Origin of the sequence: Actinomycetospora rhizophila, assembly GCF_042657905.1 — a bacterium.
In the GTDB taxonomy this organism is placed as follows: Bacteria; Actinomycetota; Actinomycetes; order Mycobacteriales; family Pseudonocardiaceae; genus Actinomycetospora; species Actinomycetospora rhizophila.
Window position 1 is genome coordinate 281,864 of sequence record NZ_JBHSKG010000001.1, and the last position, 17,743, is coordinate 299,606.

At 75.8% G+C, this 17,743-nt stretch carries 13 protein-coding genes; 6 read left to right on the top strand and 7 right to left on the bottom strand.

Going from position 1 to position 17,743, the window contains the following annotated elements; all coding sequences use genetic code 11:
• Positions 1 to 16 precede the first annotated feature (16 nt).
• On the bottom strand, positions 17 to 1,627 hold the full coding sequence (locus ACFPK1_RS01415; RefSeq protein ID WP_378019100.1) for an SDR family oxidoreductase: 1,611 nt from the start codon (positions 1,625 to 1,627) through the stop codon (positions 17 to 19).
• Positions 1,628 to 1,997: 370 nt separating this feature from the next.
• Here ACFPK1_RS01415 and ACFPK1_RS01420 point away from each other — a divergent pair, with 370 nt between their 5' ends.
• The 3 genes from ACFPK1_RS01420 (at position 1,998) to ACFPK1_RS01430 (ending at position 4,634) form a co-directional block, all read left to right on the top strand.
• The gene (locus tag ACFPK1_RS01420) at positions 1,998 to 2,471 is read left to right on the top strand and encodes a hypothetical protein (RefSeq protein ID WP_378019101.1); all 474 of its coding nucleotides are present in this window, start codon (positions 1,998 to 2,000) and stop codon (positions 2,469 to 2,471) included.
• Positions 2,472 to 2,663: 192 nt separating this feature from the next.
• Entirely contained in the window at positions 2,664 to 3,233 is a 570-nt protein-coding gene (locus ACFPK1_RS01425; protein WP_378019102.1) for a DoxX family protein, read from the top strand.
• A 96-nt stretch (positions 3,234 to 3,329) separates the two neighbouring features.
• Positions 3,330 to 4,634: a D-arabinono-1,4-lactone oxidase gene (locus ACFPK1_RS01430; protein ID WP_378019103.1), complete on the top strand. Its 1,305-nt coding sequence runs from the start codon at positions 3,330 to 3,332 to the stop codon at positions 4,632 to 4,634.
• On the opposite strand, the gene ACFPK1_RS01435 is transcribed toward ACFPK1_RS01430, so the two are convergent.
• Positions 4,577 to 5,506: an FUSC family protein gene (locus ACFPK1_RS01435; RefSeq protein ID WP_378019104.1), complete on the bottom strand. Its 930-nt coding sequence runs from the start codon at positions 5,504 to 5,506 to the stop codon at positions 4,577 to 4,579. The genes ACFPK1_RS01430 and ACFPK1_RS01435 overlap by 58 nt on opposite strands.
• Before the next feature lie 1,687 nt (positions 5,507 to 7,193).
• Between ACFPK1_RS01435 and ACFPK1_RS01440 the strand changes: the two genes are divergently transcribed.
• Both ACFPK1_RS01440 and ACFPK1_RS01445 read left to right on the top strand, forming a co-directional pair.
• Positions 7,194 to 9,053: an acyl-CoA dehydrogenase gene (locus ACFPK1_RS01440; protein ID WP_378019105.1), complete on the top strand. Its 1,860-nt coding sequence runs from the start codon at positions 7,194 to 7,196 to the stop codon at positions 9,051 to 9,053.
• A gap of 31 nt (positions 9,054 to 9,084) precedes the next feature.
• On the top strand, positions 9,085 to 9,999 hold the full coding sequence (locus tag ACFPK1_RS01445) for a DUF72 domain-containing protein (protein WP_378019106.1): 915 nt from the start codon (positions 9,085 to 9,087) through the stop codon (positions 9,997 to 9,999).
• On the opposite strand, the gene ACFPK1_RS01450 is transcribed toward ACFPK1_RS01445, so the two are convergent.
• From ACFPK1_RS01450 to ACFPK1_RS01465, 4 genes are all read right to left on the bottom strand, one after another.
• On the bottom strand, positions 9,965 to 10,885 hold the full coding sequence (locus ACFPK1_RS01450; protein WP_378019107.1) for a DUF1206 domain-containing protein: 921 nt from the start codon (positions 10,883 to 10,885) through the stop codon (positions 9,965 to 9,967). The two genes, ACFPK1_RS01445 and ACFPK1_RS01450, sit on opposite strands and share 35 nt — an antisense overlap.
• A complete protein-coding gene (locus ACFPK1_RS01455; protein ID WP_378019108.1) occupies positions 10,882 to 12,882 on the bottom strand; it encodes a VanW family protein in 2,001 nt (666 codons plus the stop codon). Before ACFPK1_RS01455 ends, ACFPK1_RS01450 begins: the two co-directional genes overlap by 4 nt.
• Positions 12,879 to 13,214 carry a GroES family chaperonin gene (locus ACFPK1_RS01460; protein WP_378019109.1) on the bottom strand — a complete coding sequence of 112 codons (336 nt, stop codon included), beginning with the start codon at positions 13,212 to 13,214 and terminating at the stop codon, positions 12,879 to 12,881. The genes ACFPK1_RS01455 and ACFPK1_RS01460 overlap by 4 nt, the downstream gene beginning before the upstream one ends.
• Positions 13,215 to 13,453: 239 nt before the next feature.
• Positions 13,454 to 14,644 carry an AAA family ATPase gene (locus ACFPK1_RS01465; protein WP_378019110.1) on the bottom strand — a complete coding sequence of 397 codons (1,191 nt, stop codon included), beginning with the start codon at positions 14,642 to 14,644 and terminating at the stop codon, positions 13,454 to 13,456.
• A 107-nt stretch (positions 14,645 to 14,751) separates the two neighbouring features.
• Between ACFPK1_RS01465 and ACFPK1_RS01470 the strand changes: the two genes are divergently transcribed.
• Entirely contained in the window at positions 14,752 to 16,230 is a 1,479-nt protein-coding gene (locus ACFPK1_RS01470) for a heparan-alpha-glucosaminide N-acetyltransferase domain-containing protein (protein ID WP_378019111.1), read from the top strand.
• Here ACFPK1_RS01470 and ACFPK1_RS01475 read toward each other — a convergent pair.
• Complete coding sequence (locus ACFPK1_RS01475; protein WP_378019112.1) at positions 16,214 to 17,713, bottom strand: M1 family aminopeptidase; 1,500 nt, start codon at positions 17,711 to 17,713, stop codon at positions 16,214 to 16,216. The two genes, ACFPK1_RS01470 and ACFPK1_RS01475, sit on opposite strands and share 17 nt — an antisense overlap.
• Between the last annotated feature and the right edge of the window lie 30 nt (positions 17,714 to 17,743).

The window sequence follows — 17,743 nt, forward strand, 5'->3', positions numbered from 1 at the left end:
GAGTTCGCTCACGTGCTCAGGACCCGGTGCGCACCGCCGGCCGCGCCCGCTCCGCGTCACGACGCGCGCGGCGGTCCTTGAGGCGCGCCACCAGGCCGGTCGGCGGGTCCGGGTCCTCGCCGCGCTCGGCCCGCTCGGCGGCCGCCACGATCCGCCGCTCCATGCCGCCGAAGACCAGGACGTGGAACGGGGCGATGACGCGCCAGTAGGCGTGCCCCGCGAGCCCGTGCGGGAAGAAGATCGCCCGCTGCCGGTACAGCGAGCCCTCCGCGGTCGGCGCGACGCGCAGCTCGAGCCACGCGAGCCCCGGCGCCTTCATCTCCGCGCGCAGGCGCAGCAGGCGCTCGCCCGGGAGCATCGCGGGCCCGTTGACCGCCTCGCGGTGCTCCGAGTGCTCGTCGAAGCACTCCTCGACGCGCCACCAGTCGAGGGCGTCGCCGACCTTGAGCGAGTCGGCGTCGCGCCGCCCGCGCCGCAGGCCGACGCCCCCGAAGAGGCGGTCGAGCACCCCGCGCGCCCACCAGCCGAGCGGGAACGAGTACCAGCCGCGCTCGCCGCCGATGCCGGTGACGATGTGCCACACGTTCTCCACCGACGCCGTCGACGGGCGCTCGCGGACGTCGGTGTAGACCGTGCCGCCCGCCCACTCGGGGTCCGAGGGCAGCGGGTCCGACGGCGCGTAGGTGGCGTTCGCGCCGCTCCAGCGCGTCTCCACCTGCCCGGAGCCGATGCGGGCCAGCGCGAGCGACACGGCGCGCCGGAAACCCGTCAGCCCGCCCTCGGGCCGCGCGATGAACGTGTCGATGTCGTGCTCGCCGGCGACGACCTCGTGCACCAGCGAGTCGATGAGCGGCACCGCGGTCGAGCGCGGCACGGGCGTCACGAGGTTGACCCAGTGCGAGGACAGCCGCGGCGTCAGCACCGGGACCGGCAGCATCGTGCGCTTCGGCAGCTCCGCGACCTCGGCGAAGCCCTCCATCATCTGCAGGTAGGTCAGCACGTCCGGGCCGCCGATGTCGAACGTGCGGTTCACCTCGGGCGGGACGTCCACGACGCGCACGAGGTAGTGCAGGACGTCGCGGATCGCGATGGGCTGGACCCGGTGGTGCACCCAGGACGGCGTGAGCATCACCGGGAGCCGCTCGGTGAGGTAGCGCAGCATCTCGAAGCTCGCCGACCCCGACCCGAGGATCACCGCGGCCTGCAGGACGACGGTGGGCACGCCGGAGCGCAGGAAGATCTCGCCGACCTCGGCGCGCGACGCGAGGTGCTCGGAGAGCTCGACACCGTCGGGGTGCATGCCGCCGAGGTAGACGATCCGGGACACGCCGGCCTCGCGGGCGGCCTGCGCGCTGATCATGGCGGCCTGCCGGTCGACGGCGGCGAAACCGCGCTCGGACAGCGAGTGCACCAGGTAGTAGAGGACGTCGGCGCCCTCGCAGGCGCGCCGCATCGACTCCTCGTCGAGCACGTCGCCGCGCACGATCTCGACCTGCTCGGCCCACGGGACGTCGCGCATCTTGTCGGGATCGCGCACGACGCACCGCACGTGGTGGCCCTCCGCCGCCAGCCGCGGGGCCAGTCGCCCGCCGATGTATCCGGTCGCCCCGGTGACCACGCATCGCACGAGGCGATCGTCGTGCCTGGCGCGCCGCGGCGCAGGTCGACGGTCGCTGCGGCCCGATGTGGCCCGCCCCGAAACGTCGATGCCGCTATCGGGGTGACACACAGACGAGGGATCCGTCGGCGTGTCGCGGGCGAAAGGCCGTGTCGCGGAAAACGAGACCGGATCCGCCCCTCAGTCCCACCGCCCCGGCTGCCGTTGGTGGGGCCAGACGCTCGATGTCGTTGCGCCGTTCGGCGGTGTGGCGAGAACGGGCTGAACGATCAGCAGTCGGGGAGGTCGAGAGATCGTGTGGGTGTGGCGAGACGAACTGGCGTCCGGGGAAGCGCGTTCCGGGGCCGGCGGGTGGCGACTGGATGCGTACGGCACGTGGGTGTGGGACGAGCCCTCGCCGCTGGAGCGCCCGGGCGCCGGCATCGGGGCGCTGCGGCGCGCCGAGCCGACGGCGCCGCGGGCGGTGCGCGGTGACCGGGCCCTGGCGACCCTCGGGGACCCCGGGGCCGAGCCGACCCCGATCTTCCACGAGCTGACCGAGGACCGGACGCGCCCCCGGCGCGCCTACCGCGACCGCGACGCGCTCGCGGTGCCCGAGCCGCACCCCGGCTCCGGCCCGCTGCCGGTGCAGGACCCCTCGGGACGTCGCCGCGGCCTCGCGGAGGTCCCGACGGTCCCCCCGCCCGCGGTGGACGGGTCGAGCGCCGCCGGCCTCGACGAGTCCCCCGAGGACGAGCTGCGCCGCCGCGCCGAGCGCCGCCGCCGTCCCCGGGCCGACGAGGCGCGCGGCGAGGGCGGGCGGCACGCCTGGCGCGAGGAGCTCCGCGGCGGACGGCACGCGCTGCGTCGCTGACGCCGCCGACGGGTACCGACTGTCGAGTCGCCCCACCGGGGCGACCGGCGCTGCGGGCGGACCGGCTCGGGCGAGGCGGTGCGGGACTATGCTGCGGCCTCTCATCGGCCCTGGGCGGCCCCGCCGGCCCCGCCGAGCCCGTCCCGGCGCCGCGCCCGAGCTGTCCGTCGCGCCCCGTGGAGGTCGCTTCCCGTGATCGTCCGTCGTCTCGCCCGGCCCATGCTGGCCGCCATCTTCATCAAGGGCGGGGTCGACACCCTGCTCAACCCCGAGCCACGCATCCAGAAGGCCACGCCGCTGCTGGAGAAGGCCGCGCCGAGCCTGCCCGATCAGGTCCCGTCGGAGCCCCACCAGCTGGTCAAGATCGACGCCGGGGTGAAGATCGCGGCCGGGTCGCTGCTGGCGATCAACAGGTTCCCCCGGCTCGCGTCGCTGGCGCTCGCCGCGACCCTCGTCCCGACCACGGTCGCCGGCCACCCGTTCTGGGAGAAGTCGGACCCGGCGGAGAAGCAGGCCGACCAGCAGCAGTTCCTCAAGAACGTCAGCATCCTCGGCGGGCTCGTCCTCGCCGCCGTGGACACCGGCGGGAAGCCGTCGCTGGGCTGGCGCGGCCGCCGGGCCGCCCGCAAGCTCGCCGAGCGCACGAGCGACCTCACCGGCTCGTCCGACGACGTCGGCGACAAGCTCCGCGAGACCGGGGACAAGGTGCGCCGGAACGTCGTCGACGGCGTCGACGTCGCGATCGGCGCGATCGCGTCCTGACCCCGCAGGGGGCCGTCGCCGCGGTGGCGGCCCCTGCACCGGTCCGGCCCGCCGCACCGCGCTCGTGCGGTGGCGTGAGCCCCTAGGGTGGCGCCCGTGTGGACGAACTGGTCCGGCGGCCAGGAGTGCCGGCCGACGGCGACGGTGCGCCCGCTCGACGACAGCGGGGTCTCCGCGGTCGTGCGCCGGGCCGCCGAGCGGGGCCAGGCCGTCCGCCCGGTCGGCGCCGGGCACTCCTTCAGCGCGCTCGCCGTCACCGACGGCGTGCACGTCGACCTCTCCGCCTTCAGCGGCGTCACCGGCATCGGCCACCGGGGCGACCGGCCCACGGTGCGCGTCCGCGCCGGCACCACGCTCGCCCGGCTGCACGACGAGCTCGCCGACCGTGGCCTCGCGCTCGCGGCGCCGCTCGAGCTCGCCGCGCCCACCGTCGGCGGGGCGCTGGCCGTCGGCATGCACGGCAGCGGGTCGGCCGTCGGGTCGCTGTCCGCCGCGGTCGTGGCCCTGCGCCTCGTGGACGGCCGGGGGCGCCTGCGTGACGTCACCGCCGCCGACCTCGACGCCGCCCGCACCTCGCTCGGCGCCCTGGGCGTGGTGCTGGAGGCCGAGCTCGCGGTGGTGCCCGCCGGCCGCGTCCGGGTCACGCGCGAGCCCCGCCCCGTCGACGAGGTGCTCGAGCCCGACTTCTGGACCGCGCACCCCGTGGTCGAGGCGGCGGTGTTCCCGTCGGCGGGCACGGCGCTGACCCGCTGGCTCGAGCCCCGTCCCGAGCACGCCGAGGACGACGAGGACGACGACGACGCCGACGGGCCCGAGCGCACCGTCGGGGTCACGGTCGCCGGGGCCACCGGACGCACCGCCCTGGGCGGCGCCACCCTCGTCGAGCGCGCCCTCCCGCGCCTCGTGCCGAGCTTCAACCGCGCGGTGTCCCGCCTCGCCCGCACCGTCACCGCGACCGGCCCCATGCACCGGGTGCTCTCCAGCCCGCCCGCGGTCCGCTTCGAGCAGACCGAGTGGGCGCTGCCCCGCGCCGCGTTGGCCGCGGGGGCGCGGGAGCTCTTCGCCGCGCTCGCCGACGACGGCCTCGAGGTCGGGCTCCCCGTGCGCCTGCGCGTCGGGCCGCCCGAGACCGGATGGCTGCACCCCGCCCACGACCGGGCCACCGGCTGGGTGGCCGTGCGCGTCCCCCGCGGCACCGACCACGGTCCCGTCCTCGAACGCGCCTGGCGCGTGCTGCGCGACCACGGCGGCCGCCCGCACTGGGCGTCGCGCTCCGACTGGACCGCCGAGGACACCGCCGCGGCCTACCCGCGCCTGCCCGACTTCCGTCGGGTCCGCGACGACTACGACCCCGACCGGGTGTTCGCCACTCCCGCGCTCGACGCGGTGCTCGGCGCCTGAGCGTCCCGGCCCGGCTCGTCGTCCGGGTCCTCCGCGGCCCCCAGGTCGACGGCGAGCCCGACCACCGCCTGGTCGATGCGGCGCAGCAGGCGGGCGGCGGTGAGCATCGCCGTGCGGCGGTGCGGGTCGTCGGTGCGCGCGGCGTGCTCCTCGGCGGCGTCGACGAGCCGCTCGGCGGAGCGCGCCCGCACCCGCCCGCCGTCGGAGGCCCGCCGGCCGCTTACGAGGACGTCGCGCAGCCCGTCGAGGTTGGCCCGCACCCGCTCGGCCGCCGGGTCGAGCGTCGCCGCCCACGAGGGGTCGGCGACCTGGTCGGCGGTGCGGGCCAGCGAGCGCGCGTAGACGTCGCAGACGACGAGCACCCGCAGCCCGCGCTGGTAGCTCGACCGCGCGCGGCGGCGGGCGAACGGGGCGGCGAGGGTCTGGGCGCGCAGGCGCAGGGTGGCCAGGGCGTCGTCCATCGCCCGCACGCCCTCCCGGGGCGGCGTGCCCGGCCGGCGGCCGACCAGCCGGTCGGTCGCCTCGGCCAGCACCCGGTCCATGGCGTCGACGACGTCGCCCACGGCCTCCCCGAACGCCGCCCGGGTGCCGCGCGGCAGGACGAGGAAGGCGGCCACCACGGCCGCGGCCGCCCCGATGGCGGTCTCCTCGATGCGCAGCACGAGGGTCTGCACGCTGAACTGCCCGATCAGCCCGTAGACCAGCGCCAGCACCGCGGTGATCCAGAACGCGAGCATCGAGGGCGACACCCGCACCAGGTAGAGCGCGAGGAAGACGCAGACGCCCAGCAGCAGCAGCGAGAGCAGCGTGTTGCCGCCGACCAGCGCGGCGAGCCCCATCCCGGCGACGACGCCGCCGACCGTGCCGAGCACCCGCCCCAGCCGCGGGAGAGCAGGTCACCGCGGCTGTTGGTGCCCGCGAAGACGACGAATGCTGTGATCACCGCCCAGTACCAGCGCGACGGCGCGATCATCTCGCCGACGACGATCGCCAGCGTCGCCGCGACCCCGACCTGCACGGCCTGCCGGGTCGACAGCGCGATCCCCCCGGTGGACGCGGCGGGGGCGGGGTCGGTCCCGGGAGCCGTGGGTCGACTCCCGCTCCGCTCCGTCTCGCGGCGGACGTCGTCGTCCTCGGGACGGTCGGACGCCGGGCCCGGGCGCTCGTCGGGGGGCAGGTCGGGGGACGCGTCGGCGGACACCGACCGGTGGGCGAGCGCGTCGGGGGCCGGCGCGCCCCCGGCCGGCGGGGGCGGGGGCCCGGGCCGTCCGGCCGCCGCGCGGGGCGCGCCGCCGTCGGGGCGCCGCGACGGGGCGTCGACCTGCGCGTGGTGGATCGCGTCGGCGACGCGGCGCACGGCGAAGGCGGTGCGCTGGACCCGCTCGCGGCCGGGCCGCGTGTCGGCGACGAGCCCGGCGACCGCGGCGCGGGCGTCGTTCGCGGCCTCGAGGATCGCGAGGTGCTCCTGCCCGGCCGTCAGCGCGGTCCGGAGGTGCCGCAGCCCGGTGCGCAGCGCCGCGATCACGACCGGGTCGATCGGTTCCTCGGGCTCGTCGCGCTGCGGCAGGGCCAGCCGCCGGGTGACGACGGAGAGCCGCTCGAGCGCGAGCTCCGCGTCGGCGACGCGCAGGGCCAGCGTGTCGTCCTCGAGGCCGGGCCACACGCGTCCGGCGGTGGTCTGCTCGAGGGTGTCCTCGACGAGCAGCGACACCTCCTGGAGACGGGCGCGGGTGCGGCGCAGGGCCTCGAGGTCACGCTCGTCCGGGCCGCCCTGCCCGATGTCCGCGAGCACCACGTCGGTGGCCCCGACCAGCGCGTGCGCCCGGGCGCGGAACGCGGTGACCATCCGGCGCAGCGTGCGCGCCGGGCGCTCGGCGAACACCAGGCCGCGCAGCAGCAGGGTCGAGGAGATCCCGATCACCACGGCGACGAGCAGCCACGGCACCTGCGCCGGCGCGACCCGGAGGAACTGGGTGAAGAAGAACGGCATGAAGCCCGCCATGCCGAGTGCGAACCCGCGGGGGCCGTACCGGCGCACCCAGACCGCGGCCACCATCACCGCGACGAACGCCGCCGCGGCGGGGACGCGGTAGGGCGCGACGAACGCGCCCGCGACCGTGCTGGCGGCCGCGGGCAGGAGCATCAGCGCGGTGGTGACCCGCCGTCGGGGCAGGTCGGGCTCGTTGACGGCGAGGTTGGAGACCATCGCCAGCACGCCCGCGAACAGCAGGACGGTGACGGGCTCGGCGGGGGCCAGTAGCGCGCGGACGGCCGCCACGACGCCGACCGCGAGGACCATCGCGGCGACCGCGATCGAGGCGAGGCGCAGGCGCGTGAGACCCGGGTCGACACCGGCGAGCCACGTGCGGACGTCGGGGGACCCCCGTGATCGCCGCCCCCTCACCGGCTCCTCCCTCGACTGCGGTCGGTGTTCGCGGAGTCTCGCACGGTCGACGGTGCCCGGAGCGTCCTCGACAGCGGTTACCTGCGGGTAATAGTGTGCGGTTACCGGTCGGTAGAACCGCTGGCCGACCACCACGGGGTGAGGAGCGAGGCGGGATGGGCCACTACCGGGCGAACGTCCGCGACATCGAGTTCAACCTCTTCGAGGTCTTCCGCGTCCAGGACCGGTTCGGGTCCGGTCCGTTCGCCGACGCCGACGAGGAGACCGCCCGCGCCCTGCTGGGCGAGGTCGCGTCGATGGCCGAGGGACCGCTGGCCGACTCGTACGAGTCCGGCGACCGCAACCCCGTGCGCTTCGACCCGGCCACCAACACCGCCCACCTCGACGAGGGCATCAAGAAGTCCTACCGGGCGCTGTGGGACGGCGAGTGGTGGCGGCTGTCGGCCGACAACGCCATCGGCGGCATGGGCGTCCCGCCCTCGGTGCAGTGGTCGGCCGGCGAGATGATCCTCGGGGCCAACGCGCCGGTGTTCATGTACATGGCGGGCCCGAACTTCGCCTCGGTGGTCTACCGCAACGGCACCGAGCAGCAGAAGCGCTGGGCGCAGCTCATGGTCGACCGCGGCTGGGGCGCCACGATGGTGCTCACCGAGCCCGACGCGGGCTCCGACGTGGGCGCCGGGCGCACCAAGGCCCGCGACAACGGCGACGGCTCCTGGTCGATCGAGGGCGTCAAGCGCTTCATCACCTCAGGTGACTCGGGCGACCTCCACGAGAACATCATGCACCTGGTGCTCGCCCGCCCCGAGGGCGCGAAGGCGGGCACCAAGGGCCTCTCGCTGTTCCTCGTCCCGAAGTTCCACTTCGACGACCGGACCGGTGAGCTGGGCGAGCGCAACGGCGCCTACGTCACGAACGTCGAGCACAAGATGGGCCTCAACGCGTCGGCCACCTGCGAGCTGACGCTCGGCGCGACGAGCACCCCCGCGGTCGGCTGGCTGCTCGGCGAGGTGCACGACGGCATCGCGCAGATGTTCCAGGTCATCGAGTACGCGCGGATGATGGTCGGCACCAAGGCCATCGGCACCCTGTCGACGGGCTACCTGCGTGCGCTCGAGTACGCCAAGGAGCGCATCCAGGGCGCCGACCTCACCAAGCAGACCGACAAGACCGCCCCGCGCGTCCCCATCACCAACCACCCCGACGTGCGCCGCAGCCTCATGACGCAGAAGGCGTACGCCGAGGGCCTGCGCGCCGTGTACGGGTTCACGGCGACCTACCAGGACGTCATCCGGTTCGGCGAGGCGCCCGAGGCCGAGCGCGGTGCGGTCTCCCCGGAGGAGATCCGGCTCGCCGAGAAGGTCAACGACCTGCTGCTGCCGATCGTCAAGGGCGTCGGGTCGGAGCGGGCGTCGGAGCAGCTCATCCAGGCGCTGCAGACCCTCGGCGGCTCGGGCTACCTGCAGGACTACCCGCTCGAGCAGTACATCCGCGACGCCAAGATCGACTCGCTGTACGAGGGCACGACGGCGATCCAGGCGCAGGACTTCTTCTTCCGCAAGATCGTCCGGGACAACGGCCAGGCGCTCATGCACGTCGCCGGCCAGGTCCAGGCGTTCCTCGACGCCGAGGGCGGCAACGGGCGGCTGAAGGAGGAGCGGGCGCTGCTCGCCACCGCGCTGGGCGACGTGCAGGCGTCGCTGGGGGCGATGGTCGGTTTCCTGACCTCGTCGCAGGAGGAGGTCACCAACCTCTACAAGGTCGGCCAGCACGCCGTCCGCTTCCTGCTCAGCGTCGGCGACATGCTCATCGGCTGGCTGCTGCTGCGCCAGGCCGAGGTGGCCGGGCAGGCGCTCGACGCCGGCACGGCGGGCCGCGACCGGGCGTTCTACGAGGGCAAGATCGCGGTCGCGCGCTTCTTCGCCCGCACCGTGCTGCCCGAGCTCACCGCGCGCCGGGCGATCATCGAGGGCGCCGAGAACTCGATCATGGAGCTGGACGTGGCAGCCTTCTGATGGCTCCGCCACGTGAGTGGTACGGGTCGTCATGACGACCCATACCACTCACGTACGCGTGCGCATCGGGACCTCCGGGTGGATCTACCCGCCCTGGCGGCGGGTGTTCTACCCGGAGGGCCTGGTCCAGCGTCGTGAGCTGACCTACCTCGCCGAACGCCTCGACACCGTCGAGATCAACGGCTCGTTCTACTCGCTCCAGCGCGCCTCGAGCTACCGGACGTGGGCCGAGCGCACGCCCGACGACTTCGTGTTCGCGGTCAAGGGCGGGCGGTTCGTCACGCACATGAAGAAGCTGCGCGGCGTCGAGGAGGGTCTGGCGAACTTCTTCGCCTCCGGCCCGCTGGCCCTGGGCCCCAAGCTGGGACCGATCCTGTGGCAGCTCCCGCCGCAGCTCGGGTACGACGCGCAGCGCATCGAGGACTTCCTGGCGTTGCTGCCGCACACCACCGGCGAGGCCGCCGCGATGGCCGCCGGCCACACCGACAAGGTGCCCGAGCCCTGGACCGCGACCGACGCCGACCGCCCGCTGCGGCACGCGATGGAGGTCCGGCACGCGACCTTCCGCGACCCCGGCTTCGTCGCCCAGCTGCGCCGCCACGGGGTGGCGAACGTCGTCTCGGACACCGCGGGCACGTTCCCGCGCCTCGACGACGTGACCGCCGACCTGGTCTACGTCCGCCTGCACGGCGACACCGAGCTCTACGCCAGCGGCTACGGCGCCGCCGCCCTGGACCGCTGGGCCGGACGCATCCGCGCCTGGGCGGCCGACGCCGCGTCGCCGTCGGAGGACACCGTGGCGCCCGACGACCCGCCGCCGCAGGCCCCGGGGGGTCGCGACGTCGTCGTCTACTTCGACAACGACGTCAAGGTGCACGCCCCGTTCGACGCCATCGCGCTGCGGGAGCGGATCAGATCCGGCGCGCCCGCGCCTCGGCGATCGTGAACACCCCGAACGCCGCGAAGCCCAGCGCGACCAGGATCAGCAGCACCACGCCGTAGGGCTGGCCGGCGAGCGTCTTCAGCGCGCCGTCGAGCCCGCTGGCCTGGGCCGGGTCGGCGTGCAGCGCCGCGATCCCGAACAGCACGCCGACCACCGCGAACGCCACGGCCCGCGCCACGTGCCCGACGACGCCGAGGATCTCGACGGGGCGGCGCAGCCGGCGGGGCAGGCGCGAGTAGTCGAGGTCGTCGGAGAAGTTGCGGGCGATCCCGGTGTAGCCGGTGGCGCACGCGATGACGATGACGACGAGGCCGATCAGGCCGACGATCACCTGGCCCCCCGGCAGCGCGAGCAGCCCGGCCGTCGTCTCCTGCGACCCCCCGGCGCTCGAGCCCGACGAGCCGGTGACGAGCAGGCGCACGCCGACCACGGCGAGGGCGAGGACCGCGATGGCCTTGGCGCCCGCGCCGACACGCTTCTGGAGCCGCTCGCGGCCCGAGGTCCAGCGGAAACCGGTGGCCGCGGCCAGGCCCTGCCAGATCGCGAAGGCGACGAGGCCGACGACGACCACGACGATCGCGGCGAACCCGAACGGCTCGCCGGCGATCGTGGCCAGCGCGCCCTGCTGGTCGGCCTGCCCGTTGCCCTGGATCGCGACCTGGACGGCGAGCACCCCGATCAGCACGTGCACGAGCCCGTAGCCGACGATGCCGACGCGCCCGAGCAGCTCGACGGCGCGGTGCGGGGCCTCGCCCTCCCCGGAGCGGCGGCCGAGCCCGGAGAGCTCGGTGCGGGCCCGGTCGGCGACCCGGGACGCGGCCTCGCCGGCCGAGGAGCCGCCGTCGGAGCGGCCGGAGCCGCGGTCGGGGTACTCCGAGGAGGCGCTCACGGGCCGTTGCAGGTGACGGTGGGCTGGGGTTCGTAGCGCACGGTACGTGGTTCCCGACGGACCTCGCCGGTACGCACGTCACGCAGCACCCGCGTGTCGGTGATCGTGAAGCCCTCGGACCCCTGGGAGGCGTTGCACTCGGGGTTGCCCCCGAGGTCGCGCACGCCGGGCGGGGTCTGGTTGGTGCGAGGGCCCGGCTCCGAGGTGACGTCGTAGCGCTTGATGCCGTAGAGCTGCACCGTGATCGACGACGGGGTCCACTGCGTGCGGATGTAGATCGGGGTGGGCCCGTCGTTGCCGAGGCGCAGGTCGATCGACCCCTCGAAGACCGTCGCCTCGCGGCCCGCCGGGTAGCGGCTGATGTAGTAGCTGTGCTCCTTGTGCTCGACGTTCCGCAGGCCGGCGAAGTAGCCGGCGTTGTAGAGCGTCGTGGCGAACTGCGAGACGCCGCCGCCGACGCCGCGCCCCGGGGCGCCGTCGTCGATGATCCCGGCCGGGACGAAGCCGTTGGCCTCGTTGCGGGGGCTGGAGGCCTCGTTGAGGCTGAACACCGAGTTCGGGGCGATGACCTGGCCGTTGACGATCTCGGCGACGCGCCGGATGTTCTGGCCCGAGTCGGGCTTGAAGCCCCGGGTGGTGAACTCGCCGATCATCTCGGCGGGGCCCAGCGCCGCGAGCGACTCCGTGGTCACCTCGGGCTGGGTGGTCGTGTAGACGGCGTTGATCGCGCGCCCGGTGGCCGGCGGCGGCGACGCGGGCTCGGCGCCGGGCGCCGTGGGCGGCGGGGTGAACACCGGCGGCGCCTCGCCGTCGGGGCGGCCCAGCGCCTCGACGACCCCGGAGAACGTCCGCGGCCAGTCGATCTCGCGCCCGACCACCGCGGGCACGACGGTCGCCGCCGCGCCGTTGAAGGCGAGCGTGGCGTCACGCGGCTCGGCCTCGGTCGTCCGGAGCTGCGGCTCGATCGCGGCGATCGCGGCCGGCTCGTCGATGCCGGGGGTCAGCCCGCCGCGCCCGTCGGGGGTGAACCGGACGAACGAGGTGATCGCGCGGGTGGTGACGGTGGCGTTCTTGGCGTCGCCGACGACGGTCAGCGGCCCGGCCACGGCCGGGCGGGCGAAGCCGTCGATGGCGCGCTGGATGCCCTCGGGGGTCACGGTCACCGGCGTCTCGGTGACCGGCAGCGCCACCGGCGCCGGGTCGAGCCAGTGGTCGACGACGGCCTGGCCCGCGGTGGCGCCGTCGACGACCGAGCCCGGCACCGACGGGACCGCGACGGGGTCGACGCCCTCGTAGCGCACGGTGCCCTCGGCGACGGGGCGGTCGAGCTGAGGGCGGACCCCGTCGAGCGCCTGGCCGAGCGCGAAGGCGTTGACGCGGGTCACCGGGGCGACGTCGCGGGTGCCGAACAGCGAGGTCAGCCGCGTCCACGGGTTGAAGGGCTGCTCGCCGGCGCGGGCGATCGTGCCCTCGACGTCGAGCTCGAGGCCCGCGGCGCGGGGGTCGACGGTGGCCGAGGCCGTGCCGGCCTGCAGGGCCACCGGCTCCGTGGTGCGGCCGGAGAGCTGCGCGCGCAGCGCGTCCTCGGCCTCGGGCTTGCTCATGCCGCCGATCTCGACGCCGGCGACGGCGACGCCGCGCGGCACGTCGGTGGACGAGAGCAGCAGGTCGCCGACGTAGAGCACCGCGAGCAGCCCGACGACGGCCGCGCCGATCAGCACGGGGCGCCGGCGCCGGCCGCCCGACGGGGAGGCCTCGTGGGCGCCGGGGGGCGGCCCGTCCCCGGGGACCGTCGGGATCCAGGCGGTGCGGTCGGGGTCGGTCGTCGCCGCGGCGTGCGCCGGCTCGGACGAGGTCTCGACCTCCCCGGTCCCGGGCGTCGACCCGACGGGCTCGCCGGACATGGCCCGGGTCGGCTCGTCGAGGGCGTCGGACGCGCCGGGCGCCTCCGGATCGACGGCCGTGTCCTCGGGCGTGCGCCCCCCTGGTGACGTCACAGGTACAACCCCGTCCCGCTCGAGCTCCTGGTCGGTTCGCTGGTCTCGCTCGCGACGGCGTGCAGGTCGCGCTCGCGGAGCACGACGTAGGTGCGCCCGGTGACGTCGACCTCGAAGTGGTCGTCCTGCGCGTACAGCACGCGGTCGCCCACCGACACGCTGCGCACGTGCTGTCCGGTGCCGAAGACCTCGCCCCACACCAGTCGCTTGGCGGGCTGGGCGGTCGCCGGGATCACGATGCCTCCGCTGCTGCGACGTTCGCCCTCGCCCTGGACGGGGGCGACCATCACACGGTCGTGGAGCATCTGGATCTCCAGCCTGGGATCCGACACGCCGGGATCGTACGGGGCGCCCGAATCCGCCCGGAGCGCAGGGCCCGCGGCCGAAAAGGTGCTCACGGGCCACCGAACGGGCCGGAGAGAGCCCCGGAACGTGGCACGCCCCGTGGCCCTGCCAGGTCGGGGGTCCGGCAGCGCCACGGGGCTCGCCGGGGAGTTCGTCCCCGGACGGGGCGGCGTTACCGAGCCTGCCTCGAGTTCACGCGTTCGGAGTAGTACGGGGTGGGGTGCCGTCAGTCGCGGCCGAGCAGGAAGCGCCCGAAGTGGGGCACGGTGAACGCGATCCAGCCGCGCTCGGCGGAGAACACGAGGCCCTTGCGCAGCAGGCTGTCGCGCGCCGGTGAGAGCGACGAGGGCTTGCGGCCGAGGTGCTGGGCCAGCGCCGACGTCGTCACCGGCTCGTCGCGACCCTCGGCGAGCTCGGCCATGCCCTGCAGGTACTCGCGCTCGGCGGGCGTGGCGCGCTCGTAGCGCGAGCCGAAGAACCCGACGGCCAGTTCCGTGCCCGCTTCCGGGGCGGCCACCCGCACGTCGTCGGCGTCGATCGGGCTCCGCACAGCCGCGTCCCAGGCGGCCTTGCCGTAGGCCTGCACGAAGTACGGGTAGCCGCCCGAGACCTCGTAGAGCGCGTCGAGCGCGGCCTCGGTGAGCTCCGCGTCCTCGCGCTCGGCGGGCACGGTCAGGGCGAGGTCGGCGTCCTTGCGGTCGAGCTGGCCGATCATCGCGTAGCGGAAGAGCCGCTCGGAGTAGGACTTCGACGCGCTGAGCACAGCGGGCAGGTGCGGCAGGCCGGCGCCGACCACCACCAGCGGCGCGCCCGACTGCGAGAGCTCGTGGCAGGCGGCGCAGAGCGCGGAGACGTCGTCGTCGCGCAGGTCCTGCATCTCGTCGATGAGCAGCGCGATGCCCACACCGACATCGGCGGCGAGCTCGGCGCACACCCCGAAGAGCTCGACCAGGTCGATCTCGATGTCGCCCGAGTCGGCCCGGCCGTGGCGGACCGCGACGTCGATGCCCGGCTGCCAGCGGTCCTTGATCTTCGCGTCGGACGGCGTCGCCTTGAGCGCGAACGCCTTGAGCACCCCGAGGGTCTCCTCGACGCGGTCGGGCGCGCGGTGGTGCACCGCGAGGTCGCGGACCGCCCGGTGCAGGGCGGCGGACAGCGGCCGGCGCAGGTCGGCGTCCGGGCGGGCCTCGAGCTTGCCCGCGCCCCAGCCCGCGCGGACGGCCATCGAGCGCAGCTCGCCGAGCAGCACCGTCTTGCCCACCCCGCGCAGGCCGGTGAGCACGAGGCTGCGCTCGGGGCGGCCCCGCGCGACCCGCTCGAGCACGACGTCGAACGCGTCGATCTCGCGGTCGCGGCCGGCGAGCTCTGGCGGCCGCTGCCCCGCGCCGGGGGCGTAGGGGTTCCGCACGGGGTCCATGGCTCTCACACACTATGGGCCCGTCTAGCGCCCGTCCGATATCTCCCGAGAATCCGCGATCGGCGTGTCGGGGTAGGGACAGCTCCCGGTGGGCGGGGGCGGACACGATGGGCCGGGGTCCGCTGGCGCCCTACCAAGAGGACATGCACCCGGACACCGCGGCGCGCCCGACCCCGCGCCCGCCCACCAGCCCACCTCCCACGAAGGCGCGCCTGCTCGGCGTCGACGCCGCCCGCGGCGTCGCCCTGCTCGGCATGATGGCCGTCCACTCGTTCTCCGAGACGACGGAGACGGGCGACCCGTCGGTCACCCAGCTCGTCGCCGGCGGCCGCTCGGCCGCGCTGTTCGCGGTGCTGGCCGGCGTCGCGATCGCGTTCATGACCCGCCGCCGTCAGGTGACCCGCGGGCCGTCCGGGCGCGCCGCCGTCGCGACCCTGCTGACCCGCGCGGGCGTCATCGGCGCCATCGGCGTGGTCGGCCTCGGGTGGATCGACTCCGAGACCGCGATCGCGGTGATCCTCCCCGCGTACGCCGTGATGTTCCTGCTCGCGATCCCGCTGGTGTTCCTCTCGACCCGCGCCGTCCTCGTGACCGGCGCGGCGGTGGCGCTCGTCGTGCCGTTCGTCAGCCAGTTGGTGCGGGCGGGGCTGCCGGAGCCGTCCGGGGACAACATCGGCTTCGTGTCCCTGGTCGACGACCCGGTCGGCGTGGTCCTCGAGCTGCTCCTGACCGGCAGCTACCCGGCGCTGACGTGGATGGCCTACATCGCCGTCGGCCTCGGGGTCGGCCGGCTGACGCTGTCGTCGGCGCGGGTCGCCGGGATCCTGATCGGGCTCGGCGCCGCTCTGGCCGCGGCCGGGTCGGCGCTGTCCTGGGCGCTGCTCGGCCCCCTCGGCGGCGCCGCGCGCCTGACCGCGCAGAGCGGTCTCGACCCGGCGACCGTCACCGAGGTCCTCACCCTCGGCCCGGACGGCGCCGTGCCCCCGGGCGACGTGTGGTGGCTCGCCACCGCGACGCCGCACTCCGGCACGCCCCTGGACCTCGCGGCCACCATCGGCTCCTCGCTGGCCGTCCTCGGCGCGTTCCTGCTCCTGGGCCACCTGCCGGGCGGGGTGCGCCGGGTGAGCGACGCGCTGCAGGCGCCGCTGGTCGCCGCCGGGTCGATGACGCTGACCCTGTACGTGGTGCACGCCGCGTTCATGGGGTCGGACTTCTCCCAGGGAGACTCGGTGCCCGAGTACGTCGGGCAGGCCCTGCTGCTGTTCGCCGCCGCGTTCCTGTGGCGCCGGCGGTTCTCGCGCGGCCCGCTGGAGGCGCTCGCGGGCACGCTCGCGACCCGCGCGGCGGTGGCGGCCGGGCGCGAGGACGGGGTGCCGGAGCCGACCCGTCCCCCCGTCCGTCCACCGTCCCGGCCTGCCCCGCCGCCGGCCCGCACCGACGACGCGCCCACCGGCCCGATCCGCGGGCTCCCCGTGCCGCCCGGCCCGCCGCTGCCGCGGCACCTCGACCCGTTCGCCGCCGCGCCGCGCCGGACCGTCCCCGGCGCCGCCCCGGGGTGGCCACCCCCGGTCAGCGGCCGCCGGTGAAGGCGCCGGCCTCGGTGAGCGCGTCGATCACGGCGGGCTGGCCGGCGAAGGCCTCCCGCACCGCGGCGGGGGTGACGACCCGGTGCGCGTTGGTCGCCACGTAGCCGCGCAGGGCCGCGTCGAAGCCCTCGGGGTCGGCGGCGCGGCCGGCCAGCAGCGCGGCGGCGCCCTGCTCGTAGACGCCGTCGACGTAGGCGCGGAACCCGCCGTCGGCCGCCCACGCCGTCATGGGGTCGCCGAGGCGGCCGACGAGCGCGGGGTCCACGTCGTCGGCGGAGTAGTCGCCGTCGGCGGTGAGGGCCTCGACGGCCGTCGCGAACGACTCGTCCAGCCACGGGTCGCGGGCCTGGTCGTTGCCGACCAGCCCGTAGAACCACTGGTGGGCGACCTCGTGGGCGACCAGCGCGCGGAGCTGGCGGGCGCCCACGTCGCCGAACTGCAGGGCGCCGGGGAACTCGGTGCCGTCGCTCTGGCCGGGCGTGATCGCCACCGCGAGCTCGGCGTACGGGAAGGGGCCGAGCAGGCGGCTCTGCGCGGTGATCGCCGCGGCCAGCGCGTCGGCCCACTGCGCGGGCGGCACCCGGGTGCCGGTCTGCGGGGTCGCCAGGCGCAGCCGCACCCCGTCGACGTCGCGCTCCTGCACCGCGTAGCGCCCGACGGCGATCGCGACGTCGCGCACCGCGGGCGCGCGGAACCCGTGCACGGCGCGGCCGGGCGGACCCTCGGTGACCGGCTCGGCGACGCCGGGGCCGAGCACCACGAGCCCGGCCGGGGCGGTGACGGTGACCGTGGTGTCGGCGTCCTCGCTGGTCGCCGACTCCCCGAAGATCGGTACCGCGGGCTCGCGCGCCCACCCCCGGCCGCGCTCCCAGGCGAGCAGCGGGTAGCCCGAGCCGAACCAGGCGGTGCCCGTGGACGGGGAGCTCGCCACCCGCTCGTCGGCGTCGACGCCCAGGACGAGGCGGAACCCGAGCCGGGCGGTCACCGTCGTGCCCGGCGCCACGCACCCGGGCAGCGGGAGCGTGATCATCGTGCCCGGCGCGCCGGCCGGCGCCCCCGCCGCGGTGACCTCCGGCGCGACCGGGGCCTCGCCGACGGTCGCGTCGGTGACCGTGAGGGACGAGCCGGCGGTCGCCATCGTCGGCGTGTTCGGCCAGGCGCGGAACACGAGCTCGCAGACCTCGAGGTCGGGGGTGAACCGGACCGTCTCGGTGCCGGTGACCGAGCGCAGGTCGGGCGCGACGTCGAACGCCAGCTCGACGACGGGACGCTCCGGTGGCACGGCGTCGCCGTAGGCCTCGCCGGGCTCGCCCGAGGCCCCGCCGCCGCCGCCGCAGCCCACGGCGAGCGCGGCGAGCACGAGCACGACCGCGGTGGCCCGCGCGCGGGGGGAGAACCCCACCCCGACCCGGGGGGCGGCCCGTGCCGGTGACGGGCGCTCCCCCTCGTCGCGGGCGCGTGCCGGGGACAGGCTCGGAGCCACTCGCCACACCTCCGTCCCGAGGAGCCACCC